Origin of the sequence: Micromonospora cabrerizensis (assembly GCF_022230955.1) — a bacterium.
In the GTDB taxonomy this organism is placed as follows: Bacteria; Actinomycetota; Actinomycetes; order Mycobacteriales; family Micromonosporaceae; genus Micromonospora; species Micromonospora cabrerizensis.
This window is the reverse complement of the sequence record NZ_JAKKFI010000054.1, coordinates 32,729-46,798: the sequence shown is the minus strand read 5'-3', so window position 1 is coordinate 46,798 and position 14,070 is coordinate 32,729. Positions and strand designations below refer to the sequence as shown.

General features: G+C 71.2%; 11 protein-coding genes. 6 read left to right on the top strand and 5 right to left on the bottom strand.

Going from position 1 to position 14,070, the window contains the following annotated elements; all coding sequences use genetic code 11:
- Positions 1-95 precede the first annotated feature (95 nt).
- A complete protein-coding gene (locus tag LADH09A_RS11050) occupies positions 96-3,560 on the top strand; it encodes an alpha-glucuronidase family glycosyl hydrolase (RefSeq protein WP_238644790.1) in 3,465 nt (1,154 codons plus the stop codon).
- Between the two features lie 240 nt (positions 3,561-3,800).
- Here LADH09A_RS11050 and LADH09A_RS11045 read toward each other — a convergent pair whose 3' ends face one another.
- Complete coding sequence (locus LADH09A_RS11045; protein WP_238644789.1) at positions 3,801-6,800, bottom strand: glycoside hydrolase family 95 protein; 3,000 nt, start codon at positions 6,798-6,800, stop codon at positions 3,801-3,803.
- Between the two features lie 487 nt (positions 6,801-7,287).
- On the opposite strand from LADH09A_RS11045, the gene LADH09A_RS11040 reads away from it, so the two are divergent.
- The 5 genes from LADH09A_RS11040 (at position 7,288) to pdxR (ending at position 11,218) form a co-directional block, all read left to right on the top strand.
- Positions 7,288-8,406 (top strand): hypothetical protein, encoded by a 1,119-nt coding sequence (locus LADH09A_RS11040; RefSeq protein WP_238644788.1) that lies wholly within the window; start codon positions 7,288-7,290, stop codon positions 8,404-8,406.
- Between the two features lie 25 nt (positions 8,407-8,431).
- Positions 8,432-8,824, top strand: coding sequence for a hypothetical protein (locus tag LADH09A_RS11035; protein ID WP_238644787.1), 393 nt, complete (start codon positions 8,432-8,434; stop codon positions 8,822-8,824).
- Positions 8,815-9,282, top strand: a complete 468-nt coding sequence (locus LADH09A_RS11030) for a hypothetical protein (RefSeq protein ID WP_238644786.1) — start codon at positions 8,815-8,817, stop codon at positions 9,280-9,282. Before LADH09A_RS11035 ends, LADH09A_RS11030 begins: the two co-directional genes overlap by 10 nt.
- Positions 9,279-9,611: a hypothetical protein gene (locus LADH09A_RS11025; protein WP_238644785.1), complete on the top strand. Its 333-nt coding sequence runs from the start codon at positions 9,279-9,281 to the stop codon at positions 9,609-9,611. Before LADH09A_RS11030 ends, LADH09A_RS11025 begins: the two co-directional genes overlap by 4 nt.
- Before the next feature lie 95 nt (positions 9,612-9,706).
- Positions 9,707-11,218: a MocR-like pyridoxine biosynthesis transcription factor PdxR gene (gene pdxR, locus LADH09A_RS11020; protein ID WP_238644784.1), complete on the top strand. Its 1,512-nt coding sequence runs from the start codon at positions 9,707-9,709 to the stop codon at positions 11,216-11,218.
- Here pdxR and LADH09A_RS11015 read toward each other — a convergent pair.
- The 4 genes from LADH09A_RS11015 to LADH09A_RS11000 are packed head-to-tail and all read right to left on the bottom strand — an operon-like array spanning position 11,163 to position 14,017.
- Positions 11,163-12,620 (bottom strand): UbiD family decarboxylase, encoded by a 1,458-nt coding sequence (locus LADH09A_RS11015; protein ID WP_238644783.1) that lies wholly within the window; start codon positions 12,618-12,620, stop codon positions 11,163-11,165. The two genes, pdxR and LADH09A_RS11015, sit on opposite strands and share 56 nt — an antisense overlap.
- Positions 12,617-12,985 carry a chorismate mutase gene (locus LADH09A_RS11010; protein ID WP_238644782.1) on the bottom strand — a complete coding sequence of 123 codons (369 nt, stop codon included), beginning with the start codon at positions 12,983-12,985 and terminating at the stop codon, positions 12,617-12,619. The genes LADH09A_RS11015 and LADH09A_RS11010 overlap by 4 nt, the downstream gene beginning before the upstream one ends.
- A complete protein-coding gene (locus tag LADH09A_RS11005; RefSeq protein ID WP_238644781.1) occupies positions 12,982-13,329 on the bottom strand; it encodes a cupin domain-containing protein in 348 nt (115 codons plus the stop codon). Before LADH09A_RS11005 ends, LADH09A_RS11010 begins: the two co-directional genes overlap by 4 nt.
- Positions 13,319-14,017, bottom strand: coding sequence for a flavodoxin family protein (locus tag LADH09A_RS11000; protein ID WP_238644780.1), 699 nt, complete (start codon positions 14,015-14,017; stop codon positions 13,319-13,321). Before LADH09A_RS11000 ends, LADH09A_RS11005 begins: the two co-directional genes overlap by 11 nt.
- Positions 14,018-14,070: the final 53 nt, after the last annotated feature.

Sequence of the window (14,070 nt, the reverse complement as noted above, 5' to 3'; positions counted from 1 at the left end):
CGGAGCGGCCGGACAGGATCGGCGGGTCCCCAGCCATCCACGTCGCTGCGCTCGCCTGCCGAGCCGATCGACGTCTTCAGTGGACGGAGCAGAAGATGGCGACGATCCGAAAGCCGGCTCCCGGGCTACGGCGGGTTCTCCTCGTGCTGGGAACCGCGCTCACCACGGTGGCGGCCACCCTCGCGGTCGCCACGACACCCGTCGCCGCGGCCCAGTCGCCGGACGACTACAGCGGCTCCGACCTGTGGCTGCGGTACGTGCCGGTCAGCGACTCGAAGCTGCTGCGCGACTACCGCCGCACGGCCACGGCGATCGTGGTCGAGAACGCCGACGCCGCGCCGGTGCACCGGCACACGGCCGACCTCGCCATGGCACCGGGCTCCGGCGAGAAGCTGGTCGACACCACGCTCGGCGCCGCCCGGGACGAGCTGGTACGCGGGCTGGGTGGGTTGCTCGGCCGGCCGACACCCGTGACGGCGATCGACGGCGACCAGGTCCCGGACGGCGCGGTCGTGGTCGGCACACCGGCGAGCTCACCCCTGGTGGGCCGGGCCATCCCGAGCCGCGACCTGGCCCGGGTCGGCGACGAGGGCTACCTCGTGCGCTCGGTGTCCACCGGAAAGACGCGGTTCACCGTCATCGCCGGCAACACCGACCTGGGCGCGCTGTACGGGACCTACGCCTTCCTTCGGCTCCTGCAGACGCAGAAGCCCATCGACCACCTCCGCGTCGCCGAGTCGCCGAAGATCAGGCATCGGCTGCTGAACAACTGGGAGACCGAGCGGCTCTACGCCGGCAACAACGCCTCCGGCCTGGGCGGGTTGAACGGTGAGAACGGTGCGATCTTCAACTTTGCCGCGACCGGGGCCAGCGCCGGCCGGAACCTGCCCGTCATCCTCGACCGCTACATCGTGATGGCCCGCGCGCTGGCGTCCCTGGGGATCAACGGCATCACCATCAACAACGTCAACGCCGACAACGCGTACCTGACCAGCGCCCGCATCGCCCAGGAGGCGGCCCTCGCCGACGCGCTGCGCCCGTACGGCATCAAGCTGGGTCTGTCGATCCGCTACACCGCGCCCACGGACAGCCGGTTCGCGCCGGACACGCTGACCAACAGCCAGCTCGACCCGTACGGCGCCGACTTCCGGGGTTGGTGGAACCGGCGCGCCCAGCAGATCCAGGCCGCCATTCCCGACTTCATGGGGCTCACCGTGAAGGCCAACTCGGAGGGCCAGCCGGGGCCACAGGATTTCGGGTACGACCACGGTGACGGTGCCAACGCGATCGCCGCCGCGGTGGCGCCGCTGGGCATGACCGTGCACTGGCGGACGTTCGTCTACAACGCCGAGGTCGACAACGACCGACTCAAGCGGGCCTACCTGGAGTTCGGCCCGATCGACGACGAGGTCCAGCCGGACGGCACCCGGGGGCGTTTCGCCGACAACGTGTTCCTCCAGACCAAGAACGGGCCGCTGGACTTCCAGGCCCGGGAGCCCATCCACCCGATGTTCGGTCGGATGGAGAACACCAACCAGGCCCTGGAGCTCCAGGTCACGCAGGAATACACCGGCCAGAACTGGATGCTGGCCTACCTCGGCCCGATGTACGAGGAGATCCTCAAGACCGACACGTACGCGACCGACGAGAACGGGAAGCTGCTGAGGAAGCGCCTGGTCGGCAACATCGTCGACGGGTCCGCCCAGCACCACCCGGACACCGCCATCGTCGGTGTCGCCAACCTCGGCAACGCCGACAACCTGACCGGGCACCACTTCTCCCAGGCGAACCTGTTCGCCTTCGGCCGCCAGGCCTGGGACTGGACCCTCGACTCCACGGACATCGCGACCGACTGGGTGCGGATGACCTGGAGCAACGACAGGCGCGTCGTCGACACCATCCGGAAGATGATGATGGGCTCCTGGGAGTCCCTGGTCAGCTATCAGACGCCGCTGGGCATCGGCCACCAGTTCGCCGAGGGCGCCCACTACCGTCCCGACCCGGCCGACTGGGCGGGGCGGGACGACTGGAGCCCGGTCTACTACAACAAGGCCGACACCGTCGGGCTCGGCTTCGACCGCTCCCCCACCGGCAGCAACCTGGCCGCCCAGTACTTCCCCCGACTGGAGCAGCGCTACGGGGACATCGACTCGGTCCCGGAGAACCTGATGATGTGGTTCCACCATGTGCCGTGGGGCCATCGCATGGACAGCGGGCGGACGTTCTGGGCCGAGCTGGTCCACCGCTACCAGATGGGCGTCCAGTACGTGACCTGGATGCGGGAGTCCTGGGACGCGCTCCAGCCCGACATCGACGCGCGCCGCTTCACCGAGGTACGCGCCAAGCTGGCCGTCCACGAGGCGGACGCCGCCGACTGGCGGGACACCTCGGTGAACTACTGGAAGGAGTTCAGCGGGCGCGACGTCCCGGTCGACGACGCGCCGCTGTCCGCGAAGATCGTCGTCAACGGCACGGAGTTCGGCGGCTTCAACCTGTCGGACACCTCGTACACCATCCCGCTGCCGGCCGGGGCGTCGCCGACCATCACGAAGGTGCGCACCGCCGACCGGAAGGCTCGCCACGAGATCATCTCCCAGGCGGCCGGCGTACCCGGTCAGGCGGTCGTCAAGGTCACGACGGAGAGCTTCTTCGGCCCCCTGGTGAAGAACTACGTCTTCAACCTCGTCCCCGACACGACGGTGACCAGCCTGCGCGTCGACGGCGAGCGCCTGGCGTCCTTCGCGCCGACGGTGCTCCACTACAACGTCCTCACGCCGGCCGGCACCACGACCGTGCCGACGGTCAGCGCCGGTGCCGCCGACCCTGCCGCCTCGGTCGCCGTCGAGCAGGCGACCAGCGCCACCGGGCAGGCCCGGGTCACCGTCACCAACGGCGGAGCCTCGTCGGTCTACACCGTGGACTTCAACACCACCGTCACCGGCAGCGACGAGTTCGACTCGACCCCGCTCGGCCCGCAGTGGCAGTGGGTCCGGCCGGACGACAGCAGGTGGCGTCTGGCCGACGGCGCGCTGGTCGTCACCGCTCAGCAGGGCGACCTCCAGGGCAACACCAACACGGCGAGGAACCTGGCCCTCCAGGCCGTCGACGGCGACTGGACAGCGGAGTCCCGGATCGTCTTCTCCCGTCCACTCGCCGCGAACAACGAACAGGGTGGTGTGCTCGCGTACGCGGACGACGACAACTATGTGAAGCTCGCCTGGGAGATGGGCAACGCGACCGCGGCCGTCAACAAGGCCCGGATCGTGTTCCTGCGCGAGCAGAACGGCACGGCGTCGACCCTGGAGATCACCGGTGCCGACGCCCAGCGGATCGTCGGGACCGACGGCGCCATCTGGCTGCGACTGACCAAGACCGGCGACCGCTACCGCGCCTACTACTCCAGCGACGGGGGCGTCTACCGCTACCTCGGCTCCCAGACGCTGAACGTCGAGCCGACGAGGGCCGGGCTGCTGGCCTTCAACCGGGCCGGCACCTCCACCGACCTCGACGTCGCCTTCGACCACTTCCGGATCGAGAGCCGCGGCGAGCGCATCCGCTAACGCTCAGGTCCTGGCCCGCCACGTCGATGTGCTGTTGGACGGTATACCTCAGAGTCATATTCATACCTCTGAGGTATACCGATCGACGCCGCGTCTGCCCCGACGGAGGCGGCCGAGGGTCGCCGGCCGGGTGCGCGCCGGCCGGCGTTCGGGGTACACCGCAGCATCGGAAGCCACGACCGGGCCCGTCCCACGGTGGGACGGGCCCGGTCACGCTCCCCCGAGCAGGATCCGTTGCCGTCAGCCGCCGATCGCGATGGCGAAGACGTGCATGGTCGGGACGTTGACCGCCGCTCGGGCGCTGATGTTGGGCAACACGACCGAGGCCACCGCCTTGTTCTGCACCGTCACCCCCACGTAGTAGATGCAGGCCGCCGTGGCTTGGCGGCCGTTGTTGGGCCGGTTCTGGTACGCGGACACGATCGCCGCTGTTCCTCCGGAGTGCGGCCCGCCGTACCAGTCGGGCGTGCTCAGGGTGAACGTCTGACGGGTGCCGTCGGCGTAGACCACCGTGCCGGTCCCCGACACCGCGCCGTACGTGCCGGTCAGCAGGAAGCCGAGGGTGCTGCCGGTGCCGGTCACGCCGATGGTCTGACCCGAGGCGATGGCGTTGTCGGCGGCCCCGGAGCTGACGTTGGGCCAGCGGAAGGTGACCCCGTTGCGGCTCACCGTGCCACCCGGGCTGGCACCGGCCTGCGCCAGGGCCTGCGCGGAGAGCGATGCCCCGCCGCCGTCGAAGTTCCCGACGTTCGTGTTGCTGTCGCTGGTGATGCCGACGTTGCTGAAGCTCTGCTCCAGCGTGGGCGTGGCGACGCCGGAACTGGTGACCCGGTAGGTGCGCCCCGCCTGCACGGTGACCTCGACCAGGTCGGACTCGATCCGGGTGACGCGGGCCGCCGTACCGTCGGCGGTGTCGACCACGGTGACGGTGCCGGTGAGGATCCGGGCGCGCAGTCGGACGGTGCCGGCGCGGTCCGGTCGGACGAGGATCTCGGTTGCCTGACCGCTGCTCCACGTGATGCCGACCGTGTGCCCGCCCCGACCCCGCAGGCCGGAGACCCGCCCGCTCGGCCAGGCCGGCGGCAGTGCGGGCAGGATGTGCAACTCCCCGACGTGGCTCTGCAACAGCATCTCGGCGATGCCGGCGGTGGCGCCGAAGTTGCCGTCGATCTGGAACGGCGGGTGCAGGTCGAACATGTTGGGGGCGAGCCGGGCGGTGGTGGCGAGGTAGCGGATCAGGTCGTGGGCCCGCTTGCCCTCCTCCATCCGCGCCCAGAAGTTGATTTTCCAGGCCAGCGACCAGCCCGTGCCGTCGTCGCCGCGCAGGGCCAGAGTCCGACGGGCCGCCTCGAACAACTGTGGTGTGCCCCGCCTGGTGATCTGGTTGCTGGGGGCCAACCCGTACAGGTGCGAGATGTGCCGGTGGTTGGGCTCGGTCTCCACCCAGTCGTAGAGCCACTCCATGATGTTGCCGCGCGAGCCGACCTTCATTGGTGGGAGCCGGTCGCGGGTGGCCCGGACCTGCGCCCGGAAGGTGCTGTCCACGTTGAGGATCTCGCTGGCCCGCGCGCACCCGTCGAAGAGGTCCCGCAGGATCTGGTTGTCCATGGTGGGGCCGGCGCACACGCTGGCGTTCGCGTGGTGGCTGAGCTCCGGCGAGTTCGACGGGTTGGTCACCAGGTAACCGAGGGTCGGCTCGGTCACCAGGGTGTTGAGGAAGAACTGGGCCGCGCCCTTCATGGCCGGGTAGTTCGCCCGCAGGAACTCGATGTCGCCGTTGAACAGGTAGTGGTCCCAGATCAACGTGGACAGCCACGCGCCGCCGGTCTGCCACATGCCCCAGAACGCGCCGTCCACCACGGCGGTGGCCCGCCACGCGTCGGTGTTGTGGTGGGTGACCCAACCACTGGCGGCTCCGTACTGCACCTGGGCGGTCCGCGCCCCGGCCACGGCGAGATCCCTGACCATGTCGAAGACCGGACCGTGGCACTCGGCCAGGTTGGTGGTGTTGGCCGGCCAGTAGTTCATCGGCAGGTTGGCGTTGATCGTGTACTTCGAGTCCCATGCCGGGGCCAGCGAGTCGTTCCAGATGCCCTGGAGGTTGGCCGGCTGGGTGCCGGGCCGCGACGACGAGATCAGCAGGTAGCGGCCGTACTGGAACAGCAGCGTGGAGAACTGCGGGTCGTTGACGCTGTTGTGCTGGGCGATCCGGACGTCGGTCGTCTGGTCGGCGGCGGACGTGCGCCCCAGGTCCAGGCTGACCCGGTTGAACAGCGCCTGGTAGTCGGCCACGTGCCGGCTGCGCAGCTGGTCGTAGCTGTTGGCCCGCGCGGCGCTGAGGCGCTGCCGTGCGATGCCCCCGTAGTCGCCACCGACGTTGCGGTAGTTGACGTAGCTGGAACCGATGGAGAGCAGCAGGACCACGCTGGTGGCGTTCGTGACCCGCAGGGTGCCGCCGGAGCTGGACACCGAGCCGCCGGTGACGGTGGCGTTGGCCAGGGCGAGGAAGCGGACCGCGCCGGTGATGCCCTCCATGGTGCCGGAGACACCGTCGAGACCGATCGTGGCGCCGTCCGGGCTGGACACCGTCGTGCGCTGCGGGCTGTCGAAGGTGGCGGTGAAGCTGATCGAGCCGCTGCGATCGGCGGTCAGCCGCATCGCGATGACCTGGTCCGGTGCGCTGGCGAAGACCTCGCGCTGGTATCGGATGCCGTTCAGCACGTACGTCGTGGTGACGGTGGCCGTGGTGAGGTCGAGCGTGCGGTCGTACTGCGACGCCCCGGTGGCGGATCCGAAGGCGAGCCGGAGGTTGCCGACGGTCTGGTAGGCCAACTGACCGCCGGGGTTGCCCATCATGGTCTGGTTGATCAGATCCTGGGCCTGGGTCCACTGGTTCGCGTTGACCAGCCGCCGGATCTCCGCCAGCGCCCCCGCGCCCCTGGGGTTGCTGGGGTCGTGGGGCCCACCGGCCCAGACGGTGTCCTCGTTGAGCTGGAGTCGTTCCGTGTCGACGTTGCCGAAGACCATGGCGCCGAGCCGCCCGTTGCCGATCGGCAGCGCCCGGAGCCAGTCGGTGCCGGCACCCTCGTCGTACCAGAGCGCGAGGTCCCCGGCGGCCAGGACCTGCGGCGGCGCGGCCGAGTCTGCTCGGGCCACGGCGGTCCAGGGCAACGGCAGGAGAGCGCCACCCGCGCCGGCTGCGCCGACTTTGAGGGCCTGCCGTCGGGTCAGGTCGGACATCGATCCTCCAAACGGTGACCAGCCCGGCCACCCGAAGCGTGACAACTGTGAGAGCCGACTCGGGATCCGCTCGGTGGCGCCGACCGCGACCCGCTGAGCAGGCCGAAGTCAACCCCTGAGACAGTCAGACATCCGATGTGTTTCGGGAAGGTTACTCCGGGGCAACTGAATAGGCAATGGTCGATCGATAGGTGGAACCGCAGCTTCTGCACCTATCGGAGTGGCGGCCCCGCAGGCCGGGCAGAGCGGCCCGCCCCGCGCGGCAGGGGCGATCCGCCAGGAAAGACCACTTCAGAGACACATACATCAGATGTACGACCAGCGCGCGGCACGAATTCACGATGGGCAGGACGAGCGCCACGCGCTGAGGAGGTCACCCCGACCTCCGGCACCGCGCCCCCACGGAAGTCGCCGGCTACCGCAGGATGTAGACAGTCGAGGACCGGCGGCGGGGGCCGCCGGTCGACGTACACGGGGGCTTCTGGTCATGGGTTTCGACGTCGACGTGGCCGCGCTGCGCGGCCTTCCACCGCTGTTCGACCGTCTCTTGGAGGACGCCCGCTCCGGGCTGACCTACTTCCACGCCAACACCGCACTGGAGTACGGGCCCGGTTTCATCAACCGGATCAACGGCAAGCACGAGGAGGCCATGCTGGCCATCCGCGACCTCGTCGAGGACATCGCCAGGTACACGGCGGCCGGCACCGGGAACGCGTTGCGGCAGTCCCTCGACTACTACGAACGCACCGACGCCGCGGCGGCCGAGAAACTGGACCAGGCGTTCCAGCGCACCTGGATGCTGGACCGTTCCGAGTTCGCGGGCCTCTATCGGGAAACCGGCCTGCCGGCGCCGTTCGCCGACCGGGCCGACCCGCAGCAGCTCCTGCGCCCGGTGCCCGACTACAACAAGGACGACGCGTTCCAGTTCGAGCCGCAGATGTGGGACCTGGCCAGCCCCACGTCGCTGACCCGGGACGCGATCTGGGGTGCCACCTGGCTCGCCGCCCAGCTGGGCATCTGCGAGCGCGCCTACGACCCGTACGAGTCGTTGATCAAACCGGTCGCCGGCGACTGGGCCGGGGTGCGGGGCTGCGCGGACGTCTTCGACAGCCTCGCCACCGCGCTGGCCGGCATGGCCGACAACCTCCGGTGGGGTGCCCTCGGCTCCGAGCAGCACTGGCAGGGCAAGGCCGCCACCGCCTTCCAGTCACACCTGCTCGACTCGGCGAGAAAACTCGACATCGCCGGCGGGCCGCTGCTCGCGCTCGGCGTCGAATACCGCAGGACGGCCGAGGCGATGTTCGAGATCGGCAAGCTGCTCGGCTCGCTGCTGTCCGACCTCGCCGACGCGGCCATGATCTTCACGGTGGCCGCCAGCTCGGCCGCCGCCACCTCACCGACCGTCATCGGTGGCATCGTGATCGGCGCGGCGGCGCTCTACGAGGGCTACAAGATGTGGGACATCCTGAAGGAGGCGCTTGACCTGGTGGGCCGCGCCGACTCGCTGACCAGTGCCTTCACCGCCACCGTCGGCAACTTCGGGATGGCGGCCACCGTGCAGGAGATGCCCGTGCTCGCACCGCCGCCCAACGAGCTGCCCCGCTGAGCCCACGTCGGAAAGGATGGTCCACGTGAACGACACCCCCAGCACCCGCCCGGAGGACGTCCTCGCCGCCGTCGACCGCACCCCGTACGGTGCTGTCGTGCGCGACGAGGCCCGACGACGGCAGATGGTCTACGAATCGTTGATCTCCGGCCCCGACCCGGTCGGCCGGGAGATCGGCCAGCAGTTGCGCGACGGCAACCTCAGCCCGCGCGAGCTGCTCACCGTCGGCGACTACCAGCCCTTCCTCAGCCGGGCCCGCGCCCAGGCCGAGCGCCTCGACCTGGCCGACCTGGCCGCCGCCGCGCGTCGCGCCGCGGCCGACGACCTCCCGTCCGACTCCGACGACGAGCGGCTCGACGTCGACCGAGGTTGGGCCGGCTACGGCGACGAGTCGTCCGGGGAGCGCTCATGGCAGTGAGGTCGCTGTCGAAGCGGGCCAACACCCTGCTGGGCCGAGGGCTCGTCGCACTCGGCTGCGTGGTCGCCACGCTGTGCCTGGCGCTGATGGGCTACGCCCGCACCGGTCCCGTCGAGGCGGGCCACACCTGGGCCGGCACCGGCCCCGCCTACCTCACCAGCGCCGTCCGCGGCGGCACGCACACCTGCACCGTCACTCCGGAGAGCGGCGAGGAGCGGGCTGTCGACGTCCCGTCCTGGCCCAGCCGGGGCCCCCACGTCGACGGACGCCGGCTCGACCCGTGGTTCTCCGGGCCGGCCCAGGTGGCCTGCACCGACGACGTGACGGTGACGCAGGGGTGGGTCGTCCGGCTCTACCCGTTGGTCGAGCAGTGGTTGGTGCTGCTGGCCGGCATCGTCCTGGCCCTGCTGGGTCTGGACCGACTCGGCCTGTTCCGCCACACCTCCCGCTACCCGTGACCATCGGGCCGACCGGGTGCCGGGCACGCCTGCTCGGCACCGCCCGTGCCCACCTCCGCCGCCGCGTCGCCGACCGGCGGCGGTGCGCCGACCGGCAGCGCGTCCCCCGCGACACCCACCGCATCGACCCGAAGCACATCAACTGCGCACGTCGCTGGGCGACGGCCGGAGTGATCGCTGTCTACCCGGCCATGCAGGGCGACGGCGTGCTGGTGTTCGAGTACTCGAACGGTGGGTGGAAGAAGCTGGGCGAGGGCAGCGCCCTCGAATGCAGCCCGTTCGGCATCCCGACCGAGCTCGGCGACCAGCTCGGCTGCCGGGACCGGTGAGCGTCAGGCCGGTCCGACGCGCCGCGCGAACCGGAGATGGCCCGAGGCGGCGCGACTAGACTCGGCACCGGCGTCGATCGGGGGAGCGTGCGCAGGTGAGTTCGTCCCAGCTTCTCGTCGCGTTGGACCGCGACAGTTCGGTGCCGTTGCAGCAGCAGCTCTGCGACCAGATCAGCGGGTCCGTCCGGACCGGTCGGCTGCGTCCCGGCGACCCGGTGCCGCCGAGCCGTGAGCTGGCGCACCAGCTCAGGGTCTCCCGGACCGTGGTGACCCGGGCGTACGAGCTGCTGCGAGCCAACGGAGTGCTCACCTCACGGCGCGGATCCGGCACGCGGGTCAGTGGCGCGCCGACCGACATGCCGCCGCCCGCCCGGCGGGCCGCCCGCGCGCACCTGTGGCCCGAGCCACCGCTGCCCACCGACGCCGGCAGCCCGCTGTGGAAGCCCTGGGAACCAGCGCCGATGCACCGTCCGGACGGCACGTACGACTTCCGGCACGGCACCCCGGCGTTGGCCAGCTTTCCGGTGACCCGGTGGCGACAGTCGCTCACCGAGGCGGTGAGCCGGGCCGACGCGGTGGCGCTGGGCTACGGCCCGGCCGAGGGCTCCCCGTCGCTGCGTACCCAGATCAGCGCGCTGCTGCGGCGCAGCCGGGCACTCGACGCCCCCCGCGAACACACGGTGGTGACCAGCGGCGCCACCCAGGCCATGGACATCCTGGTCCGGTTGCTCGTCGGCCCCGACGACGTGGTGATCATCGAGGATCCGAGCCACACCGTGCTGCGGCAGATCTTCGGCTACTCGCGGGCCGCGGTGGTGCCGGTCGGTGTCGACGAGGAGGGCCTACGGGTCGACGAGATCGACCCCCAGGTCCGCGCACACGGCCTCGACCCGGCCCGGGTACGCCTGATCTACGTCACCCCGTCGCACCAGTTCCCGACCGGGTTCATCATGTCCGAGCGGCGGCGACGAGCGCTGCTGCGCTGGGCCCGCGCACACGGGGCCACGGTGCTGGAGGACGACTACCACAACGAGTTCACCTTCGCCGAGGAGCGGCTTGCGTCGCTGGCCGCCGACCCGCAGGACGCGGACGTGGTCTACGTCGGCAGCTTCAGCAAGACCCTCTTCCCCTCGCTGCGCATCGGGTACGCGGTGCTGCCGCCGCACCTCGTCCGACCCTTCCTCGGCGTCAAGTGGATCACCGACCGGCTGACCCCGACGCTGACCCAGGAGGCACTGGCCGAGTTCATCTCCTCCGGCGCGTACGCCCGGCACATCGGCCGGATGGACCGCCTCTACCGGCAGCGACGCGCCCGGCTGCTGGAGGCGCTCTACGAACACTTCGGCGCGGGGGTGCGGATCTCCGGCACGGCGGCCGGACTGCACGTGCTGGTGACCCTGGGCGGCGCGCCCGACGCCGACGAGGCGGCGATCGTGCGCGCCGCCGCCGCCCGGGACGTCCGGGTCTACCCGGCGTCGGGCTACTTCGTCAGCCGGCCACCAACCGAGCCGACCTTCCTGATCGGGTACGCGGCGTTGCCCACCGCCCGGATCACCGAGGGCGTGGCGCTGCTGGCCGCCGCGGTGCGGGATGTGACGGCTCGGTGAAGCGGGGCCGCTGGAACCGGGCGCTCTGGGCGTACGGCACGGTGCAGTCGAAGACCGCCTTCGCCGTGCGCCCGTCGGCCGAGAGCGACGGGGAGTAGCCGGTGTGCTGGCTCGGGTCGAGGGGAAAACCCTCCCGGTCCGGCAGCACGTGCAGGTCCTGGTCGGCCTGGAAGCGGGTGACCATCGCCCACCACAGGTCCTGGTCGGACTCGATGTCGACGTCGTCGCCCACGCACAGCACCAGCTTGGCCATCCGGAACTGCTCCAGCACCGCCTCGGCGGCGACGCGTACCGCCACGTCGTCCTCCGGGCCGCGCTTCGGCGGCCACTGGAGCACCACCATGAGCTGACCGCCACCCGCGGTGTGACAGTGCGCGGCCAGCGCCGGCGTGCCCCGACGGCGCAGCAGGTCCAGCACCGCGGCCTCCATCCCGAAGCCGAGCAGCACCGACTGCTCGTGCCCGGGGCCGGACACCGACTGCAGGATCGGGCTCTCCCGGGCGGTGATCGCGGTGACCCGGATCAGCGGCAACGAGGGGTGCGCGCGGCCCTGGTAGCCGAGGAACTCGGGTGTGGCGACCGTGCCGTGCCGGCTCTCCGGGGCCCGGTCGGCCAGCAGCTCCCCCTCGATGACGTACTCGGCGTGCGCGATGAACTCGGTGTCCACCGTGCGGCAGGGCAGCAGCTCCACCGGCTGCCCGGCGAGGGCACCGGCCACCGCCAGCTCGTCGACGTCGGGTGGCACCAGCGACGTCGGGCAGCAGGAGGAGAGGAGCACCGCCGGGCACAGGCCGAGGTGGATGGCCACCGGCAACGGGTTCCCCCGACGCAGCGCGGCCTGGTGCGCGAGCTCCAGATCCCGGCCGGGCACCATCCAGATGGTCAGCGTGTCCGGGCCCTGCACGCACATCCGGTGCACGGACAGGTTGCGGACCCCGGTGTCCGGGTCGGTGGCGAGCACCGCGCCGAGGGTCAGGTAGGGGCCGGCGTCCTCGTCGGTGAGCACCGGCACCGGCAGCGCGGTCAGGTCCAGCGGCAGCGTCTCGCGAGGCCAGCGGGCCGGGTCGGGTGCGGGCACCGGCGGGCGGGGCGCGGCCACCGCGTCGAGCAGCCGGTGCGGCAACTCGGCCGGGGTGCAGCCGAGCAGGCCGGCGGCGCGTCGACGGGTGCCGTACAGGCCCATCAGCACCGCTCGGGTCGGGCCGTGGTCGGGGCGTACCCGGTCGAAGAGCACCGCCGGGCCGGCGCCGGTGGGCGGGGCGGCGGGCGCACCGGCCCACCGGGCGTAGTGAGCGGAGACGCCGTAGCGGGCCGGCAGCTCCGTGGCGACCCGGACCAGCTCGCCGGGCAGCGGGTCGAGAGTGGCCAGCGCGTGCCGCAGGTCGACCGGCGGGCGGCTCATCGCTCGTCCACCAGCGGCGCTGCGGCACGGCGGGCGGCCAGCATGTCGAGCTGCATCCGGGTCAGCTCGTCGATGAGGGCGCGGTAGGTGCCGACCGCCACCTCGGGCGGCATGCCGTGTCGGCTGGCCAGGTCGTGCACCCGGCCGAGCACCTGCCGCACCCGGTCGGGTGAGCGGACGGTCGCCTCGTCGGTCTTGTGCGCGGTCAGTTCCTGCACCACCCGGGTGCGCTCGGCCAGCAGGGCGATGATCCGCTGGTCGAGCCCGTCGATGGCACCGCGCAGCTCGGCGATCCGGGCCGGGCCGTCGGCGGCGCCGGCCGGCGGGGAGCCGGCCGGCGCGGGAAGCCGGTGCTGGTCGCTCACGGCTGCGGAACCTGGTCGACCACGAAGACGACGGTGGGCTCGGCGTCGCTGCCCTGCGACCGGTGCTCCTCGTCGTCGGGGATGACGAAACCCATGCCGGGGCGGCACGGCACCGACCGGTCCCGGAAGTGGATGGTGAACTCGCCCCGCAGGACGTAGCCGGTGTGCCCCCGCAGGCACCAGTGATGCTCGTCGAAGCCGGGCGGCAGCTCCAGCAGGCGCAGACGCTGCCCACCGACGTACGAGATCTTGACGCGCCCCTCGGCCCCCGGCTTGTCCCACCTCTCCCACTCGGTGGCCGGGAAGTCGATGCCGACCGGCGCGGCAACCTGCTCAGTGGACATTCTCGATATCTCCTCTGGTCTGGGCGGATTCGGTGCGGCGGGGCCGCGGAACGCGTTCGTTACGGTCCCGGCGCGGAAGCACCGGGTCGCCGTCGACCCGCTGGTGTTGCTTGAGCAGCTGCACCATGTCGAGCATCCGGTGCACCATCCGCTCCAACGCGTCGATGCCCTCGGGGTCGGTCAGGCCGGGCGTGCCGGTGGTGTTGCGCAGCAGGACGGGGAACCCGCTGCCCACCAGGATCATCCGGTTGAGCAGCAGATTGTTGACGATCTGGTTGTGGACGGAGGAGTCGCTGTAGCGCCGCCCGGTGACGATGATGCCGCCCACCTTGTCCGCCAGAGGACGGGTGAACCGCAGGTAGCCGACGCCGGCGCGCTCGATGAAGACCTGCATGAGGTGGGCCAGGCCGAAGCCGTGCACCGGGGCCGCGTAGATCAGCCCGTCGGCGTTGGTCATCTGCTCCACCAGGGCGGGGACGTCGTCGTCCAGCTGGCAGGGCACCGTACGGCTGTTGCAGTCGCCGCACGGGCTGCACGGCGAGATGCGGTGCTCACGTAGTTGGATGGTGCGCAGGACCGCCCCCCGCTCGGCGATCAGCCGACCCGCGTACGCGATGGCGTGGTCGGTGTTGCCACCGACCCGTTCCGATCCGTTGATGGCGAGGATGGTCCCTGCTTCGCTGTGCACTTTCACCCCCGGGTGCGAGGCAGGGGGTGGGCGCCGCACGACGCCCACCCCCT

Excerpts from the sequence above, each read along its gene's own strand:
- LADH09A_RS11050 (WP_238644790.1), top strand. The coding sequence starts at position 96 with ATGGCGACGATCCGAAAGCCGGCTCCCGGGCTACGGCGGGTTCTCCTC.
- LADH09A_RS11030 (WP_238644786.1), top strand. The coding sequence starts at position 8,815 with ATGGCAGTGAGGTCGCTGTCGAAGCGGGCCAACACCCTGCTGGGCCGA.
- LADH09A_RS11015 (WP_238644783.1), bottom strand. The coding sequence starts at position 12,620 with ATGAGCCGCCCGCCGGTCGACCTGCGGCACGCGCTGGCCACTCTCGAC.
- LADH09A_RS11005 (WP_238644781.1), bottom strand. The coding sequence starts at position 13,329 with ATGTCCACTGAGCAGGTTGCCGCGCCGGTCGGCATCGACTTCCCGGCC.
- LADH09A_RS11045 (WP_238644789.1), bottom strand. The coding sequence starts at position 6,800 with ATGTCCGACCTGACCCGACGGCAGGCCCTCAAAGTCGGCGCAGCCGGC.
- LADH09A_RS11040 (WP_238644788.1), top strand. The coding sequence starts at position 7,288 with ATGGGTTTCGACGTCGACGTGGCCGCGCTGCGCGGCCTTCCACCGCTG.